Below are 17,316 nucleotides of genomic sequence, written 5' to 3' on the forward strand. Positions count from 1 at the left end.
TACTTCAGCGTGTAGCGGAGTGTGGCTGAATTCACCGTCGTGTCAATAAAGGCGGAGGGGACATTGCCGCGTGGCCGCGGCTGGCCCTCAGGATTCGGCGACGCGTTTGACGTCGCTCGAGACCAAGGTCAGTTTGCCGAGCGGCACGCCCGCATTCAAGAGTCCGGCGCGGTAATGGGCGAGGTCCTCGGGCCGCTTCCAGTGGAAATTGCGCAAATGGCGGTCGACATTGAGAGTCGGGTAGTTAGCCATGAGCACGCGGGTCGCCTCGACCGCCTCGTCGCCCCGTCCCAATTGCGCCAGCGCCGCGGCACGGATCGCCAGCGCCTGCAAATGGTTCGGGTTGATGTAGAGCTGTTCTCGAGCCCATGACAGGGTCGCGTCATATTGGCCCAGCAGATAATGGCTGAAGGCGTTCAGTGCGGCCCATTGGTAGCGCGGATCGCTGTTGTCGCGCTGTGCGGCCATCGAGAACAGCTCGATTGCCTCGCGGTGCTCGCCGATGGCGAAATGGCAGATGCCGAGCACGCCGCGCGCGCCGTTGTCGTAGGGGTTGAGCGCGACGGCGCGTTTGGCGGCGTCCATCGCGGCCTCGTAATGCCCCTCCAGCGCGTGGGTCCAGGACAGGATCGAGAACGCAAATGACGAGCGCGGGTCGAGCCGGACGCTGGTTTCGGCAAGCTTCATCGCTTCGGCCCACATCTCGCGCGTGCCCTTGACCCAGCCGAAATGGATGCTCTGGATCTGGATCGTGGCGAGATAGGCGTGCGCAATCGACAGCTTGGGCTCGAGCCTGATGGCCTCCCGGAACAGGTCGACGGCGATGGCCAGGTCTTCCTTGGTTTGTCGATAATAGTGCGACAGCCCTTTGAGGAAGCGGTCCCAGGCAGTGACGTCGGTCGAGAGCCGCGCCGGCGCCGAGGCCTCGGCCCGGACGATCTCGGTGGCGATGGCGGCGGACAGGTTGGTGGTGATCTCGTCCTGCATCGCGAAGAGATCGCCGATGTCGCGGTCGTAGCGGCCGGTCCAGAGCTGCTCGCCGGTCTCCGGCGCGATCAACTCTGCGGTGACGCGGATCTTGGCTCCGGCGCGCCGCACCGACCCCTGGATCAGATAGGTGGCGTCGATCTCCCGCGCGATCAGGCGGTTGCTGACGTTGTTGCCCTTGAACACGAAGGTCGAGTTGCGGCTCAGCACGCGATAGAAGGATTGCAGTGACAGCGCGTGGATCAGATCCTCGGTCAGGCCGTCGGAGAAATATTCGTCCTGGGCGTCGCTGAGATTGGCAAAGGGCAGCACGCCGACGATCGCGGTGCGGTACTGCTGCGAGAGGGCGGATGCCTCTCTCAGCGCGGGCGCAAGGGCCGGTGCGCCCTCAGGCGTCCAGGTCCAGACCCCGATCGGATCCTTGATGTTCTTGAAGCGGTGGTTGCCGGCATCGGCCAGCGGCACGGCGAGATGCTTGCTGGCCTCCTTGTAGGCCTTGGCCGAGATCGCGAAGCCGCCGGGGCTCGCCACGGATTCGAGGCGGACGGCAATGTTGACATCGTCACCGAAGACCTCGCCCTCGTCGGCGATGACGTCGCCCATGTGGATGCCGAGGCGAAACTGCATGGCGCGATCGGCGGGCAGATGGTGATTGCGCTCCGCCATCAGCGTCTGCATCGCGATCGCGGCCTCGGTGGCGCCGACGATCGAGGGGAACTCCAGCAGGAAGCCGTCGCCGGTGTTTTTGACGACGCGGCCGCCGTGATTGAGGATGATGGGGTGGATCGCGCTGCGATGGGCCTTGAAGGCGGCATGAGTGCCGGCCTCGTCGGTACCCATCATGCGCGAATAGCCGGCGACATCGGCGCAGACGATGGCAGCCAGACGTCTTTCCATATTCCGGAGCTCCAAGAGACTTGCAAGAGACTTGGAAGAGATCGAGGACCGGCCACCGCGTAGCCGTCGCCTCGAATCCCCGCATTAAAGAACCCGTTCCTTATAGAGCAGATGAGGCCGAGCGAAAGTATGATCCGCATTGCAAATTCGAGGTAAATCCTCGGCAATCCCGGCGGTGGACGTGGATGAGCGAACCCACTAAGCCGGGTCTGAGGGCGACGGTTGGGCGGCGGAGGCACGTCACATATGCTGGGCATTCACGAAATCTGGCTCTTCGTCCTGTCGGGCGTGCTGCTCAACATCACGCCGGGGCCTGATACGGTCTATGTGATCGGCCGCAGCATGCAGTTGGGCTGGCGAGGTGGTGCCGCGGCCGCGCTGGGCATCAGTTGCGGCTGCTTTTTCCATGTCGCGGGCGCGGCAATCGGCCTTTCGGCCCTGCTGATGGCCTCGTCGACCGCGTTCTCGATCCTGAAACTGGTCGGAGCAGCCTATCTCGTCGTGACCGGGCTTCAGATGCTGTGGTCGCGCCCGGTGCTGGCCTCGGCCATCGACGAGCCGGTGCAGAGCTCGCTGCGGCGGGTTTTCCTCCAGGGCGTCTTTACTAACGCGCTCAATCCCAAGGTCGCGCTGTTCTTCCTGGCCTTCCTGCCGCAATTCGTCGCAGTCGACTCGGCGCACAAGCCGCTCGCCTTCCTGACGCTCGGCCTGATCTTCATCTGCACGGGAACGCTGTGGTGCCTGGTGCTGGCGGCGTTCGCAGCAAAGGCCGCCCACCGCTTGCGGAGCTCCGAAGGCGCGGTCGCCTGGGTCAACCGTGCCCTCGGCGGCCTCTTCATCTATCTCGGCATCCGCGTCGCCCTGCTGGAGACGCGATAACTTCTTTACGCGAATTCCTTCAGCAGCGCGCTGCCGGCGAGATAGAGGCCGAGCAGGATCATCGCGATCAGGAACCAGCGGCGAAACGCTTCCGCCGGCATCCGCGCCCGCACCGTTTGGCCGATATACATGCCGGCAAACGCGCAGGCCATGCCGACCGCACCCGGCACGGCATTGGCCGGCGTCAGCAATCCGCCCGCGGTGAGGTTGAAGGCGAGCGCCAGTGTCGCGGTCGTGAAGAACACGCCGAGCGCCTGTACCAGCTCGTCCTTCTCCATGCCGATCGCCTGCATGAACGGCATCGAGGGGATCACCTGCACGCCTGTCGAGGCCGAGATCACGCCGGTGACCACGCCGACCACGCCGCCGACCCATTTCTCGTTCTTTGGCGCAACGTGGAACTGGAATTTGTTCAGCCCGATGATCGCGTAGACGACCAGGAGTACACCGAGCACGATCGTGCCGTAGCGCGCATGCGGGCCGGTGAGCGCGCCGGCATTGAGCCAGCACCCGATTACGGTGCCGATCATCAGCGGCCACAGCCGCCTCAGGATGTCGCGCAAATGGGGGCCGACGAAAGTCTGCCAGATGTTGGTGAGGATGGCGGGCACGATCACGATGGCGATCGCGCGGCTCGGCGCCATGCTCACCGCGAGCAGGCCCATGGACACCGTTGGCAGGCCGAGCCCGACCACGCCCTTGACGAATCCGGCAATCAGGAAGACGGCGGCGATGAGAATGAGGAGCGGGTCGATCATTTCTGCACATTGACCGAAGCCGCGCGTCGGCACAATCTGTAGCTTACGGAGAAAGCCTTCGTCTGGAACGAAGGCTGAAGGACACGGGATGCGCTTCGACCTTGTCGACCTCCAACTGTTCATCGCGGTCGCCGACCAGCGCAGCATCACCCGCGGCGCGGAGCGCTCGCATCTGGCCCTGGCCTCGGCCAGCGCGCGCATCAAGGGGCTGGAGGACGCGCTCGGCGTCGCGCTGCTCAAGCGCGGGCGCCGCGGCGTTGAGTTGACCTCGGCCGGCGAGAGCCTGCTCGATCACGCCCGTCTCGTCATCCACCAGATCGACGCCATGCGCGGCGATCTCGCCGGCTTTGCCAGCGGCGTGCGCGCGAGCGTGCATTTCCTCGCCAACACCTCCGGCCTCTCGGAGCATCTGCCGAAGGCGCTCGCCGGCTTCCTGCGCGAGCACCGCGACGTCGCCATCGACATCGAGGAGCGCGAGAGCACCGACATCGCGGCCGCGATCACTGCGGGCGCGGCCGATCTCGGCTTCGCAGCCGAGCACGCGCTGCCCGATCATATCGAGCGATTCGCCTTCAGCGAGGATCGCCTGACGCTGGTAACGTCCAGGCGCGGTCCGTTCGCCGGTCGCCGCGCGATCGATTTCCAGGAGGCGGGCGCTTGCGACTTCGTCGGGCTCACCAGCGCCATCGCGCTTCAGGTGCATATTTCGAAGCACGCCGCCCGGCTCGGCATGCGGCCGCATTATCGCGCCCGCCTGCGCGACTTCGATGCGATCTGCCAGATGGTCGCCGCCGATGTCGGCGTTGCCCTGGTGCCCGAAGCCGCCGCCCGCCGCTGCGCAAAACTGATGCCGCTCGCGATGGTCCGCCTGCGCGATACCTGGGCCAACCGCAAACTCGTGATCTGCGCGCGAAGCTTCAAGACGCTGCCGCGCCCGGCCAAGATGCTGGTGGAGCATTTGCGGGCGGCGGCAGTGTGAGCTCTGCGCTACTTCGCCGTCTCCACGCCAGCGTCCTTGATCACCTTCGCCCATTTCTTGGTCTCGTCCGCGATGAAGGCGCGAAAATGCTCTGGCTCATCGCCGACCAGCGTTGCCCCTTGGGCGGCGAGCTTTTCCTTCACCGCGGGATCCGCCATCGCCTTCGTGGCGAGGGCATGCAGCGGTGACGATCTCCTGCGGCGTGCCCTTCGGCGCGACCATGCCGTACCAGTTCTCGATGCGCAGATCAGGAAAGCCGGCTTCCGCCGTGGTCGGCACGTCGGGCGCCGTCGGCGAACGCTCGGCGGAGCCGACTGCGATCGGCCGCAGGGCGCCCGCCTTGACCTGCGGCAGCAGCACGGGGAGATCCAGGAAGGTCATCTGCACCTGCTGGCCCAGCAGATCGTTCACGGCGGGCGCCGCGCCGCGATAGGGCACATGCACGATGTCGATCTTTGCGGTGAGCTTGAACAATTCACCGGCGAGATGCGGCAGGCTGCCGGGGCCGGAGGAGGCGAAGTTGAGTTTTCCCGGCTGCGCCTTGGCGAGCGCGATCAATTCCGCGATGTCCTTTGCGGGGACGTTGGTGGCGACAACGAGCATTTCCGGCACGGTCGCAACCAGCGTCACCGGCGTGAGGTCGTGGAGCGTATCGTAGGCGACCCTCTCCATGCTCGGACTGATCGCCAGCGCGCCGGCGCTGGAGATCGCGATGGTGTAGCCGTCAGGTACGGCCTTGGAGACGGCATCGGTGCCGAGCACGCCGCCCTGGCCGCCGCGATTGTCGATCAGCACGGGCTGTCCTGACAGCTCCGACATGCGCTGCCCGATCACCCGGGCAATGATGTCGTTCGGGCCGCCGGCCGGGAACGGCACGATCAGCTTGATCGGCTTGACCGGGAAATTCTGGGCGCAGGCCAGCGTCGGAAACAGAAGCAAGGCCGCGAGAAGGAGCTTGCGCCAGTTCGTCATGCAGGCTCCTGGATCGCCTATCCGTTGAGCAGCTTCAGTGCTTCGTCGTGAACCCTGGCGTCGCCGGCCGCGATGATGCGGCCGCCGCCCTGCGCCGGCTTGCCTTCCCAGGTGGTGACGACGCCGCCGGCGCCGGTCACGATCGGGATCAGGGCGGCGATATCGTAAGGCTTCAGCTCGGTCTCGACCACGAGATCGACGTGACCTGCCGCCAGCATGCAATAGGAGTAGCAGTCGCCGCCATAGCGCGACAGCCGCGCGCCCTTCTCGATGCGGCCGAAGATGGCGCGGTCGCGCTCGTTCATCAGCAGCGGGCTGGTGGTGTAGGTCGTCGCTTCCGACAGCGAAGCACAGCGCCGGACCTGGAGCCGGCGCTCGCCGGATGGGCCTTTATAATGAGCCGAGCCGCTGTCGCCGGAAAAGCGTTCGCCGATGAACGGCTGGTGCATCATGCCGTAGACCGGCGTGCCCTTGTGCAGCAGCGCGATCAGCGTGCCCCAGATCGGAAAGCCGCCGATGAAGGATTTGGTGCCGTCGATGGGGTCGAGCACCCAGACATAGTCCGAATCCTCGCGCTCGTTGCCGAATTCCTCCCCGACGATGCCGTGCTGGGGAAAGTTGGCCTTGATCAGACGCCGCATCACCGCCTCCGCGGCGCGGTCGGCCTCGGTCACGGGGTCGAAATCCTTGGTCTTGCTCTTGTCCTCGATCGACAGCGAGGTGCGGAAGAATGGCAGGATGGTTTCGCCGGAGGCGGTGGCGAGCCGTCCGATGAAGGCGGAGAAATCGATCACCGTCACGGCGTATCCTCAAAAAGCGAAAGTCGGGTGAAGCTCACTCCTGCCTAGCTCAAATCGGAAGGATCGTGCAGCGCTGTCTTGCTTTTGCACCCTGGTATTTTGGATGCGGGAAGCGTTCGCCTGGTCAAAGCCCCTCGCTGGGCAAATATCGATCATTGAGTTGAAACCTTAGTTCCGACTTTGCCTCGTTCGTATGCAAATGACTATCAACCCATTGAATTTCCTTATCAAAGGGACTGAATCTGGGTTTCTCTGGAAGCAACCGAGCTATGTCCTCATTGCATGGGAAATCGCTCGAAAGCCCTTGCACTTTGTGCGTCGCGGCCGCATATTGTTGCGGTGCGGTAGCGCTTCTCGCGTTACTGCTGCCCTCCTTGGGCGTTTCCTCCCTAGACTTGGGCCGCTTCTTCATTAGAAGCGGCCCTTTTTTCTTTCAGCCTCTAATTTCTTTCAGCGTCGGCTTTCATTTCAATGCGCGCGGCGAAACGCGCTCGCGCTGATCGCACCCAGCCCGATCGTTCGAAGAAAAACGTCGCGCCTATTCCGCCGCGGCCTGGAACGGGCCGAGATCGCCGAACGGGACCGTGGTCGCCAGCACGTCGGCGAGCACGCCGAAGTCCGACGCCACTTGCGCAAAGCGCGGAGTGCGCTCGCGCCGCCGCTCGTCCATGTAGATCGCGCGGTTGAGCTCGAGCTGCACGGCGTGCAGGCCGCTGGCAGGGTTGCCGTAATGCTCGGTGATGAAGCCGCCGGCGTAGGGCTTGTTACGGCCGATCGAATAGCCGAGCCCGGCCATGGTCTCTTCGACCCGGTCGGGCAACAGCGGCGTGCAGCTCGTGCCGTAGCGGTCGCCGATGACGATGTCGGGCCGCCGTGGCTCGTCGCGGGAGACGCCGACCGAGGGCATCGAATGGCAGTCGACCAGCACGACGGTGCCGAACATCTGGTGCACCTTGTTGATCAGCCGGCGCAGCGCGCGATGATAGGGTTTGTAAAGCGTCTCGATCCGCCCCAGCGCGTCGTCGACCAGGATGCGCTCGCGATAGATCTCCTGGCCGTCGCCGACCACGCGCGGAATGGTGCCAAGGCCGCCGGCGACCCGCATCGAGCGGGTGTTGGCAAAGCTCGGCAGGCGCCCGGTGAACATCCGGGGATCGAGCTCGTAGGGCTCGCGATTGACGTCGACATAGGAGCGCGGAAAGTTGACCCGCACGGTCGGAAAGCCGCGCTCGCTGAGATGGCCGATCAACTCGTCCATGAAGGAATCTTCGGAACGCCGCAGCGTCGGCAGGTCGATCCTGGAGGCGCTGAGGAATTCGTCCGGATAGGTCGAGCCGGAATGGGGCGAGTTGAAGATAACCGGCGCGCGCCATTGCGCGGGCTCAACGATCTCGAAGGCTGGCGACTTGTCGCCGTCAAACCGGGTCATCTTCTCAGGCTTCGTCCCTTGGTGTCAGGCTTCGTCCCTTGTAATCAGGCTTCGCCCTTGGCGCCGCACGATCCAACAAGCCCGGCCCAGGCCTCAACACATTGATTCGGCCGATCGGGCGGCTCTTATGTGTCGTCATTGTCCGGAATCGCAACCATCCTGCCAAGCGAAAAGATGAGATCCGCTCTGGAACATGTCTTAACCCTGCGGGCAGCGAGGTGGGGACCGGCAGGTCCGGCTCGATTGCTTCGTACTGTATTCCGGTTCACAAGAGTCCGGCAGCGCGAGCTGCGGAGGGTAAAGATTTTCACCCCAAATTTACCCTCCGTCGGGCTTAGTGACCTCTGCTGATATCCTCTGGGGATTCGACGTTTCCGCCATGCCAAAGATCCTGCTCGCCGAAGACGACAACGACATGCGCCGTTTCCTGGTCAAGGCGCTGGAAAACGCCGGTTTTCAGGTCTCATCCCACGACAACGGCATGGCCGCCTATCAGCGGCTGCGGGAAGAGCCGTTCGAGATGCTGCTCACCGACATCGTGATGCCGGAGATGGACGGCATCGAGCTCGCCCGCCGGGCCTCGGAACTCGACCCCGACATCAAGATCATGTTCATCACCGGCTTCGCCGCGGTCGCCCTGAACTCGGATTCGGACGCCCCCAAGAACGCCAAGGTGCTGTCCAAGCCCGTGCATTTGCGCGAATTGGTCAGCGAAGTGAACAAGATGCTGGCGGCCTAAATCGGCCCCCTTCCGTCCTTGCACCGGCTCCCCTGAGCCGTTATAGGGACCCGACCCGATCTAGACGACATCTAGGGCGCGTAGCTCAGCGGGAGAGCACTACCTTGACATGGTAGGGGTCACAGGTTCGATCCCTGTCGCGCCCACCATCCTTCGCTCGCGATAGCCGAGTGAAGGATGCCACGCCGAAGCCCAAAGGGCGCAGGCGGGCTGCCGCCGCGAGCTTCGGCTCGGCAAGCCACCAATCTCGTTGCGAGAAGCGTGTCCGGCGTAGCTCGAAGAGCGTAGACTGACTTTTCGTCCGGACCTCGACCAGGCAAGCCACAATCTTCTATAGCAACAGCGATGTGCTACGGTCGTCTCAGACGCGGGGCCGCCCATGAGCATTTCCGTCATCGAGCAAGCAAAGATCCAGGCGCAGGTGCTCGTGCCCTTGGTCAAGGCGCTCCAGGCCGAGCTCGGCGAGGCGCGCGCCAACGCGCTGGTGCGCAAGACGCTCGGCGATCTCTATCGCGGTTTCGGCGAGGAATTTTGGCAGGCCAAGAACAATGCCGAGAACGAGAGCGATCTCGGCAAGGCGGTGTCGTCGGCATTCAAAACCTACGCCCGCGACGATGCGCTCGCCTATGACGTGATCGAGCAGACCCACGATGTCTTCGCGTTCGACGTCAAGCGCTGCGCCTATGCCGAGTTCTACAAGGCGCTGGGCGAACCCGATCTCGGTTTTCTCCTGGTCTGCACCGCTGACTTTGCGACCGCCGAGGGTTTTGGCTCCGACATCAAGCTCACGCGGACGCAGACAATCATGCAAGGAGCCGCTCATTGCGACTTCCGCTACCGGCGCGATGGAGACGGGTCACAGTGAAGGGACTCCAGATGATTCGGGTGAGCTGTCTTGCGGTGGCCGCGCTTGCGCTGATTACGTCGCGCGCTGATGCCGCGGCTATTGACTGGCAGGCCGAGCTCCAGCGCTGTCGCGCGCTGCGCGAAACCGTGGCGCCACTGCTGCAGGCCGGCCAAGGAATATCCGCGGTCGGCCGCTCCAACAGATCCGTGCGTCGCTGCATATGGATCCAGCGCATGGCGGTACGCAGAAAAATCCCGGGCGCGGAGGCGTGGTAGCGCGGGCGCCTCTCAGGTGGACGCCCTCTTCGGCCCGCGCCGCAGGTCCTTCAATCCGGTCGGATAGAGGCTCGGTCCTGGCCGCCGAACGCGCGGCCCGGCGTAGCCTTGATCCGTGACTCTCCGCCTGCCATTGTCCGATCCTTCGCCGCAGCGACGAACCTGGCATTCGGCGAAACTGTGTCGCTTGGCGGGACGTGGAAAGAAGGCAGGTTACCGAAATGAAGAGCGTGAACAAGCCCGGCGGCAACTACTTGCCCGTGATCATCCATAGTGGAATTGCGTATGTCAGTGGTCAGCTGCCGCGTCGCGGAGAAGACCTGCTGTACTCAGGCAAGGTCGGCGCAGGTGTCGATGTCGCCGCCGCACAGGAGGCTGCTGCACTCTGCGCTGATCTCTGCATTTCAGCCATCAACCACGCAACGGGCGGAGAGGACAAGATCGTCCATGTCTTGCAGCTCGTTGGATACATCGCCTCGGCGCCTGGATTTACGCAGCAATCGCAAGTCATGAACGGCGCCTCCGACCGTCTGATCGAGCGCCTGGGTGATCGCGGTCGTCACACGCGTACATCTGTTGGCGTCGCCGAGTTGCCGCGGGGCGCCCCGGTCGAGCTGAGTATGATCGCCGCTGTTCGGTCGTAGGACGGCAGGTCGTCGCGACGAAACGCGGCCTATCCGACCAAATATTTCGCAACCGCCGCCTCGTCCCAAGCGATCCCGTTGCCGGGCTCCTCGCCCGGCACCGCAAAGCCGTCCTTGACCGTCAGCCGCGTCGCCAGCACCGCGTCGGCCCAATCGACATATTCGAGCCAGTGCGCGGTCGGCGTCACGCACAAAAGATGCGCGCTGACTTCCGAGAACAGATGCGTCGACATCTCGATGCCGGCGGCGTGCGCCAGCGCGGCGGCGCGCAGCCAGCCGGTGACGCCACCGATGCGTTGCACGTCGGGCATCACGTAGTCGCAGGCCTCGGCGGAGAGCGCGGATTGCATCGCGAAGGCGCTGTCGAAATTCTCGCCGATCTGGACCGGGGTGCGCAGCGCATCCGCGATACGCGCGTTGCCCTCATAATCATCGTGACGGATCGGCTCCTCGATCCAGGTCAGGCCCTCATCGTCGAGCATCTCGCCGCGGCGGATGGCCTCGCTCACCGTCAGCGCCTGGTTGTAGTCGCACATCAGCGTCACGTCGTCGCCGACGGCCTTGCGTACCGCGCGCACCACCTTCAGGTCTTCCCGCGCATCGGGACGGCCGACGCGGATCTTTGCGGCCTGGAAGCCCTCGGCCAGCAGCTTGTGGGCTTCCTCCACCGCGGCACCCGCCGGCATGATGCCGAGCCCCTTCGAATTGTAGGCCCTGACCGGTTTCGGCGCGCCGCCGAGCAGCCGCGCCAGCGGCAGGCCGCGTGCGCGCGCCAGCGCGTCCCATGCCGCCATGTCGATGCCGGACTGTGCCAGCCGCTGCAGGCCGGCGAGCCCCAGTAGCGTGAAGCGCTGGGTCAGCTTGCGCTCGATCTCGAACGGTAGCAGCTCATCGCCCGCCAGTATCTCCGACATTTCCGCGACCGTCGCCGTCAACGGCTTCAAGGCCGAGGGGGTGATCGAGAACAGATAGGCGTGCCCGGTTGCGCCGAGGTCGGTCTCGCAGTCGATCAGCACCAAAGGTGCCCTTGCGACCGCCCCGGTCGAGGTCTGGAGCGGCAGTTTCATAGGCACGATCACAGGGCGCGCGTGGAAGCGCTTGATTCGGATGGTCTCGGTCATTCGGAGGGGCTCCCGGCGGAGTGAATGCAGGTTAGTGCCGATCTTAAACATTCGCCATGAAACGAAAAGCGGCTTGGCGCGACCACCATAAAATGGGGTTGCGCGGGAGCGCGTTTATTGGCTCTGTGCCGCAAATCCCCCGGGTTCAAGACAAGAACGCTCATCACGGAGCCAAAGAGTGAAGCAAGAGATCTCCGAAGAGCAGCGCAAGAGCGGCATCCTGACCGGTGCCGCGATCGCCTTCCTGCTGCTCGCGCTGCCGGTGGCCGTGTGGCTGGACCTGACGGAGCTGAGCAAGACGGCGCTGCGCCGGCAGGCCGCCGATCTCAATTCGGTCATTACCAGCGTCCGCAGCTATTACGCGTCCAACGTGGTTGGCCGCATCCTCGCCAATCCAAATGGCTCGACGAAAGTCGTTCACAACTACGAATCCGTCCCCGGCGCGATCCCGATCCCGGCCACGCTGTCGCTGGAGCTTGGCCGAGTAATCGGGGCGCAGCAGGAGAACATCACCTACCGTTTCGTCTCGGACTTCCCGTTCCAGAACCGCGCCTCGCACCAGCTCGACAAATTCGAGAAGGACGCGCTGGAAGCCCTGCGCGCCGACCCCGAGCAGAAGATCGTCGAGACCGAGACCTCGCTGTTCAACGACAAGGTCCGGCTGATCGCGCCTGTCACGATGGGCCCGGCCTGTGTCAGCTGCCACAACAGCCATCCCGAGAGCCCGAAGAAAGACTGGAAAGTCGGTGACGTCAGAGGCATCCAGGAGGTGATCATCGCCCAGCCGATCGCCGCCAACATCTTCTCGTTCAAGTTCCTGTTGGCCTATTTCCTGATCGCCGCCGGCAGCGGCCTGTCGTTCCTCTCGCTGCAGCGCCGCCAGGCCAGCCGCATCAAGGGCATGAACAAGGAGCTCGAATCCGCCAACGACTTCCTGGCTTCGCTGTCGATGAAGATCTCGCGCTACATCCCGCCGCAGGTCTACAAGAGCATCTTCTCCGGCCAGAAGGACGTGACGATCCACACCGAGCGCAAGAAGCTCACCATCTTCTTCTCGGACATCCAGAACTTCACCGCGACGGCGGAGCGGCTCCAGCCGGAGTTGCTGACCCAGCTCCTCAACGAATATTTCACCGAGATGTCGGCGGTCGCCCACGAATTTGGCGGCACCATCGACAAGTTCATCGGCGATGCCATGCTTATCTTCTTCGGCGATCCCGAGACCAAGGGCGACCGCACCGACGCGCAGGCCTGCCTCCAGATGGCCTGGCGCATGCAGCGCCGTCTCACCGAGCTCAATGCGAAATGGCGCGCCTCCGGCATCGAGCTGCCGTTCAAGGCCCGCATGGGCATCAATTCGGGCTATTGCAATGTCGGCAATTTCGGCAGCAGCGACCGCATGGACTACACCATCATCGGTGCCGAGGCGAACCTCGCCGCGCGCCTGCAATCGATCGCCGAGCCCGGCGGCATCGTGCTGAGCTACGAGACCTTCGCGCTGGTCAGCGACGTCGTCCGCGCCCACGCGCTGCCCGCGATCACGATGAAGGGCATCAGCCGCGAAGTCATTCCCTATTCGGTCGACGCGCTGAACGATGCGGCGGCCGAAACGAGCGGGATCATCACCGAGCGAGCGCCGGGGCTGGAGCTCTATCTCGATCCCGCCGTGGTCAAATCCGGCGACGCGGCGCGGGTGCGCTCGCTGCTGGAGAACGCGCTGGCCTCGCTGAAGCCGGCGTGAGGAGCACGCGCGTTGCCGTTTCCCATCGACGGAGTGTCCCGTATGGCACCCCTCTCCCTAGCCCTCCCCCACAAGGGGGGAGGGAACGCACCTTTGATGTGGCGACGTTGTCCGACTATCGCGGACGTCGATCATGGTGCGACGTCTCTCCGTACTCCGCTCGGCTCCCTCCCCCCTTGTGGGGGAGGGCGGGGGAGAGGGGTAGCCCAGCAAAAGGGCGTCGTGAGTCACCTCACCGCGCGGCGCCTTCCGTAAACGCCGTCTCGATCACGTCGCCGAAGGGTTGCCAGGAGCGGCCGTCGAACTGGACCAGCCGCATCTGCCTGATCGGCAGGTAGCTGTTCGGCGAGGTGTTCATCCTGATGTTGGGCAGGGCGACCGAGGGCTGATAATTCCTCAGCGAAGCCGCCTGACGCATGATGTTCTCGCGCGACAGGTCGTCGCCGCACTGCTTCAGCACCTGCGTCAGCGCCTCTGCCGCGGCGTAGCCAAAGAGTGCAGCGCTGCTGTTGGTGCTTTCGTCGTGATGGTACTTGTCCATGAAAGTGAACCAGTCCTTCATGGCAGGATCGTCCTTCCATGCGGGATCGCTCGGGTCCTTCAGGAAGGCCGCCGAGATCACGCCGGAGGAATTCTCCAGGCCTGCGTGCGCCATCGCGTTGGCGATCGAGGCGGAGGCGTCATTGACGATGAAGACCGGGCGCCATTTCAGTGCCGCCGCCAGCTTGATCACCTTGGATGCCGTCGACGGTACGCCGAGAAAGACGAAAATATCGGCGCCGGCCCGCTTGAGGATCGAGACGTGCCCGTCGAGATGCTCGTCATTGATGTCGAAGGCGATGTCGACGAGGACGAGACGGTTCAGATCGCCAAGTCCTTCCTCCATGCCCTTGAGAAGCGCACGCCCGAACTGGTCGTTCTGCCAGAGCACCACGATCTTCTTCCTGGGATAATAGGCCTGGAGATAGTTGGCGTAGATGCGCCCCTCCGACCGGTACGACGGCTGCCAGCCCATGGTCCAGGGAAACGCCTTGGCCTGGCTCAGCTCCTCGTCTCCGGAGGCGACGAACAGTTGCGGAATTTTCTTCGCGTTCAGATACCAGCGCGCGGCGAGATTGCCCGGCGTGCCGAACGAGCCGAACATCAGATGCACGTCGTCCTTCTCGACAAGATTGCGGGTCAGCTCCAGCGCGGTCGTCGGGTCGGAATTGTCGTCGCGGGTGATGAAACGGATCTTGCGGCCGTTGATGCCGCCGCGCGCGTTGACCATGTCGAAATAGGCCGATTCCGCCTGGCCGATGGCGCCGAACTCCGAGAGCGGTCCCGAATACGGCATGACATTGCCGATGCGGATTTCGTTGCCCGCGGTGGGTTGATCGGCGCGTTGCTCGGACATCGCGCCGAGCGACGCGAACGCGATCATCGAAACGAACAGCATCCTGCCGGTGACGCCCATACTCAACACCTTGTCGTTGGCCCCCAACGAGGTCGGCTCGATCCGCAGCAAGGCGAGTTGATCTAGGTCAAGCGTTTGTCGAAGCTGTGGCTTGAACGGCCTCTTCTGCAACGCAGCTGTCTGCCCGAGGAAAGGGGCAAGCGTGCTGACGCGCCGACAATCGAGAGAGTGTGCCGTGTGGCACCCCTCTCCCTAGCCCTCCCCCACAAGGGGGGAGGGAACACACCTTGCTTGTGGCGAGTGCATTTTGACTCATTGGCTTCATAACGATGAGCGTACAGAGAAGCCACGCGCTCCGCTGCGCTCCCTCCCCCCTTGAGGGGGAGGGCGGGGGAGAGGGGTAGCCCAGCAAAAGGTCTGTGCCGTTAGCGTACCGCCACCAACCGGCCGCTACGGCAAGCCCCGCGCCTCGAGTTGATGCACCAGCAGCAGCGTCGGCTCGGCGAGGCTGTCGCCGGAGCCGTCGAGGCCGAAGGCGCTTGCGATGCCGTCGCGGCTGCGCAGCAGTGCGCTACGCGGACAATGGCCGGCGCCGCAGAGCGTCTTCTTCAGGGTTTCGCCCTGCGTCGTGATGCCGGCGGAATCATCCGCCGCCCAGGCCAGCACGATCGGGATGTCGACATTGAGGATGCCGGGGAAGACCGAACGCTTGTTGTACTGGCTGGCGTCGCTGCCGAGATAGGCCTTCTCGCTATCGCTCGCGTCCTTGCCGGCGCGGTAGACCCCGGACACCAGCACGAGCGCCGCGACGTCGGCGCGGTCGGTCTGGAGTTCGGGATGGGCCAGCAGGGTGGCGACATGGAAGGCGCCGGCGCCGTAGCCGACCGCAACGATTTCGCGGGCGTCGCCGTTGAACAGGTCGATATTGCCGTGGACCCAGGACAGCGCCGCCGCCACGTCGGTCGCACCCGCCGGCCACGTCGCCGAGGGCGCCAGCCGGTAGTTGACGCGCACGCCGATCATGTCGTTGCGTGCGGCAAAGCACATGGCCTGGTCCTGGATCTGGCGCGACAGCTCCGGCGCGGAGCGGTCGCCGGTGAAGGTGTCGCCGGTCACGAACAGCAGCACCGGCCGCGGCGTATCCGCCTTGGTCGTGGCGGTGGCGACATCGAGCACATTGGCTTCGCTCTCGCCGTAGCGCAGGCCGCGCGAGAAGGTGACCTGCTCGCACAGCCGCGCGGTGCCGCCCGCGGTGGTGTCGTTGTCGGTGAGGCCGACCCGGACAACGTCGGATGGCGCGGCCGGCCACATCGGTAGGGGGCCGTGCGCGGAGGCTGCCGTCACGCCCAGGATCAGAAAAAATGCGAGGAAATTCTTCATGTCGGTGTTGGCCCTGCGTGCCCGATATGGGCTCGCGCGTTTGGCCCGTCTTTTCAATTCGCCTTATTAGTTAGCTGGTCATGAGGCGATTTCACGGCACCCATGGTTCTCCCGGCTCGTCTCCACGCGTGGATCATTTTCCCGGCTGGAACGTGCAATCCGCCCCGCTGCCGTCCTTCCGGCGGATGGCATTGGGGTCGATCGTGCAGCTCAGCTTGGTCAGGCTCTCGAAATTCGATCCTGCGGCGCCGTCGGGCGGAATGCCGGCCAGGGCTTCGGTGGCGAAGATCTCGCTGGCCGTGGAGCCATTCACTGTCCTGGTCTTCTTGCCGAAGGTGACCTCGCAGTTCCGCACGGTGATGTCGACATTGCCGGCGCGGCAGACGATTCGATCGGCCGTCACCACGATCGGCTTCTTGTAGGGAATGTCGCTGTTGGCGGCGAACAGCATCGCCATCGCCTTCTTCTCGGCGCCGGACAGGACCGACGACAGCGGCGCGATCACCCCCGCGAGCGCCAGCGCCGTCGAGCCCGAGACTTTTGCGGGCGTCGCGTCGGAGGCATCGGCGACGCCGGAGGCGGTAGCGACAACGAGGGTGCAGACGAGGATCAATCGACCGGCTTTCATCTTGCCTCCCTGGACCTGCTATCGCGGCTTCCCTTCGGGCGGCGCGTGGAACCAGCTTAGCATGTAAACGCGAATTAGAAGGCAAGTTCGCCGGGCCTTGCACCTTTGCGCGGTGCGGCTGTTTTGCCCCGAGGTGTCAAACGGTTATGTCGCGCGGCCGAGCCTTCGCACCGACACGGCCGTTCTACTGTGCATGGGGTTGTTTTCGCGTTTTTTGTTTTGGCCCGCCTGTCAGGCCTGCTTCATCGTCCGGAAGGTGATGGAATAGCGGCGCGCCTCGACCGGTGGGATGCTGTGCTCCCATTGCGACCGCGCCTCGCCGTCCATCACGTAAAGCGAGCGCGGCCGGGCTTCGAGCGTGTGGCGCTCCCATTTGTCGCCGCTGCGGCGGCGGAAGCGGAATTTGCAGGACGAGCCGAGCGACAGGCCGAGGATCTTGTCGAAATGCGGCTTGTCGCGGTGCCAGCCGATGCCGACGCCGGCCTCGTATTCGGTACAGAGCACCTGCCGCACGCTGCCGCTGGCGAGGCCCGCCCATGCCTCGACCTGCCGCGCGATGGGGAGCACCCAGCCCGGGATCGGCTCGGCCTCGGCCAGCCGCTGCAGCGAATAGTCATAGCGATAGCCGAAGGACGTCACCCGGCGCTTGCCCTCGAAGGCGCCGAACTGGAAGCGCTGGAGCGGCAATGCTGCGATGCGGCCGATGAGCGCCTGCTCGGCGGCGGCCTCGACGAAGTCATCGGCATAGCGAAGACCGGCAGGCCCTGCGTGCGGATCGGCGAACAAACCAAGCTGCGTCATTCCTCGCATTTCCGTGATGGAACCTAATGGTGGCTGATGCGAC

Annotated in this window: 16 protein-coding genes, 1 tRNA gene and 1 pseudogene; 8 read left to right on the top strand and 10 right to left on the bottom strand. The window is 64.4% G+C overall.

Going from position 1 to position 17,316, the window contains the following annotated elements; genetic code table 11:
- Window positions 1-87: 87 nt before the first annotated feature.
- Window positions 88-1,884: an adenylate/guanylate cyclase domain-containing protein gene (locus tag AC0L2J_RS04865; RefSeq protein ID WP_063994035.1), complete on the bottom strand. Its 1,797-nt coding sequence runs from the start codon at window positions 1,882-1,884 to the stop codon at window positions 88-90.
- A 246-nt stretch (window positions 1,885-2,130) separates the two neighbouring features.
- Between AC0L2J_RS04865 and AC0L2J_RS04870 the strand changes: the two genes are divergently transcribed.
- Window positions 2,131-2,763 (top strand): LysE family translocator, encoded by a 633-nt coding sequence (locus AC0L2J_RS04870; RefSeq protein WP_473387513.1) that lies wholly within the window; start codon window positions 2,131-2,133, stop codon window positions 2,761-2,763.
- Window positions 2,764-2,768: 5 nt separating this feature from the next.
- Here AC0L2J_RS04870 and AC0L2J_RS04875 read toward each other — a convergent pair whose 3' ends face one another.
- Window positions 2,769-3,521 (bottom strand): sulfite exporter TauE/SafE family protein, encoded by a 753-nt coding sequence (locus AC0L2J_RS04875; protein ID WP_473387515.1) that lies wholly within the window; start codon window positions 3,519-3,521, stop codon window positions 2,769-2,771.
- 88 nt (window positions 3,522-3,609) lie between these two features.
- On the opposite strand from AC0L2J_RS04875, the gene AC0L2J_RS04880 reads away from it, so the two are divergent.
- On the top strand, window positions 3,610-4,500 hold the full coding sequence (locus AC0L2J_RS04880; protein ID WP_473387517.1) for a LysR substrate-binding domain-containing protein: 891 nt from the start codon (window positions 3,610-3,612) through the stop codon (window positions 4,498-4,500).
- 8 nt (window positions 4,501-4,508) lie between these two features.
- On the opposite strand, the pseudogene AC0L2J_RS04885 reads toward AC0L2J_RS04880, so the two are convergent.
- The 3 genes and pseudogenes from AC0L2J_RS04885 to AC0L2J_RS04895 all read right to left on the bottom strand — a co-directional run bounded on the left by AC0L2J_RS04885 (window position 4,509) and on the right by AC0L2J_RS04895 (window position 7,701).
- Window positions 4,509-5,472: pseudogene (locus tag AC0L2J_RS04885) on the bottom strand (Bug family tripartite tricarboxylate transporter substrate binding protein).
- Window positions 5,473-5,489: 17 nt separating this feature from the next.
- Window positions 5,490-6,272: a histidinol-phosphatase gene (gene hisN, locus AC0L2J_RS04890; RefSeq protein ID WP_007615123.1), complete on the bottom strand. Its 783-nt coding sequence runs from the start codon at window positions 6,270-6,272 to the stop codon at window positions 5,490-5,492.
- A gap of 538 nt (window positions 6,273-6,810) precedes the next feature.
- Entirely contained in the window at window positions 6,811-7,701 is an 891-nt protein-coding gene (locus AC0L2J_RS04895; protein ID WP_007615122.1) for an N-formylglutamate amidohydrolase, read from the bottom strand.
- 379 nt (window positions 7,702-8,080) lie between these two features.
- On the opposite strand from AC0L2J_RS04895, the gene cpdR reads away from it, so the two are divergent.
- The 5 genes from cpdR (at window position 8,081) to AC0L2J_RS04920 (ending at window position 10,206) form a co-directional block, all read left to right on the top strand.
- Window positions 8,081-8,440, top strand: coding sequence for a cell cycle two-component system response regulator CpdR (gene cpdR, locus AC0L2J_RS04900; RefSeq protein ID WP_007597092.1), 360 nt, complete (start codon window positions 8,081-8,083; stop codon window positions 8,438-8,440).
- 74 nt (window positions 8,441-8,514) lie between these two features.
- Window positions 8,515-8,589, top strand: a tRNA-Val gene (locus AC0L2J_RS04905).
- 230 nt (window positions 8,590-8,819) lie between these two features.
- Entirely contained in the window at window positions 8,820-9,305 is a 486-nt protein-coding gene (locus AC0L2J_RS04910; RefSeq protein WP_473387519.1) for an L-2-amino-thiazoline-4-carboxylic acid hydrolase, read from the top strand.
- Between the two features lie 11 nt (window positions 9,306-9,316).
- Window positions 9,317-9,562, top strand: a complete 246-nt coding sequence (locus AC0L2J_RS04915) for a hypothetical protein (RefSeq protein WP_473387563.1) — start codon at window positions 9,317-9,319, stop codon at window positions 9,560-9,562.
- 221 nt (window positions 9,563-9,783) lie between these two features.
- Window positions 9,784-10,206 carry a RidA family protein gene (locus AC0L2J_RS04920; protein ID WP_473387521.1) on the top strand — a complete coding sequence of 141 codons (423 nt, stop codon included), beginning with the start codon at window positions 9,784-9,786 and terminating at the stop codon, window positions 10,204-10,206.
- Window positions 10,207-10,235: 29 nt separating this feature from the next.
- On the opposite strand, the gene AC0L2J_RS04925 is transcribed toward AC0L2J_RS04920, so the two are convergent.
- A complete protein-coding gene (locus AC0L2J_RS04925; protein WP_473387523.1) occupies window positions 10,236-11,327 on the bottom strand; it encodes an enolase C-terminal domain-like protein in 1,092 nt (363 codons plus the stop codon).
- A gap of 178 nt (window positions 11,328-11,505) precedes the next feature.
- Between AC0L2J_RS04925 and AC0L2J_RS04930 the strand changes: the two genes are divergently transcribed.
- Entirely contained in the window at window positions 11,506-13,068 is a 1,563-nt protein-coding gene (locus AC0L2J_RS04930) for an adenylate/guanylate cyclase domain-containing protein (protein ID WP_473387525.1), read from the top strand.
- Between the two features lie 232 nt (window positions 13,069-13,300).
- On the opposite strand, the gene AC0L2J_RS04935 is transcribed toward AC0L2J_RS04930, so the two are convergent.
- The 4 genes from AC0L2J_RS04935 to AC0L2J_RS04950 form a co-directional block, all read right to left on the bottom strand.
- A complete protein-coding gene (locus tag AC0L2J_RS04935) occupies window positions 13,301-14,524 on the bottom strand; it encodes an ABC transporter substrate-binding protein (RefSeq protein ID WP_473387565.1) in 1,224 nt (407 codons plus the stop codon).
- A 390-nt stretch (window positions 14,525-14,914) separates the two neighbouring features.
- A complete protein-coding gene (locus AC0L2J_RS04940) occupies window positions 14,915-15,844 on the bottom strand; it encodes an alpha/beta hydrolase (RefSeq protein WP_473387527.1) in 930 nt (309 codons plus the stop codon).
- A gap of 133 nt (window positions 15,845-15,977) precedes the next feature.
- On the bottom strand, window positions 15,978-16,472 hold the full coding sequence (locus AC0L2J_RS04945; RefSeq protein ID WP_473387529.1) for a hypothetical protein: 495 nt from the start codon (window positions 16,470-16,472) through the stop codon (window positions 15,978-15,980).
- Window positions 16,473-16,703: 231 nt separating this feature from the next.
- The gene (locus tag AC0L2J_RS04950; protein ID WP_473387531.1) at window positions 16,704-17,273 is read right to left on the bottom strand and encodes an alpha-ketoglutarate-dependent dioxygenase AlkB; all 570 of its coding nucleotides are present in this window, start codon (window positions 17,271-17,273) and stop codon (window positions 16,704-16,706) included.
- Window positions 17,274-17,316 lie beyond the last annotated feature (43 nt).

This window comes from Bradyrhizobium sp. MV1.5 (assembly GCF_055807615.1).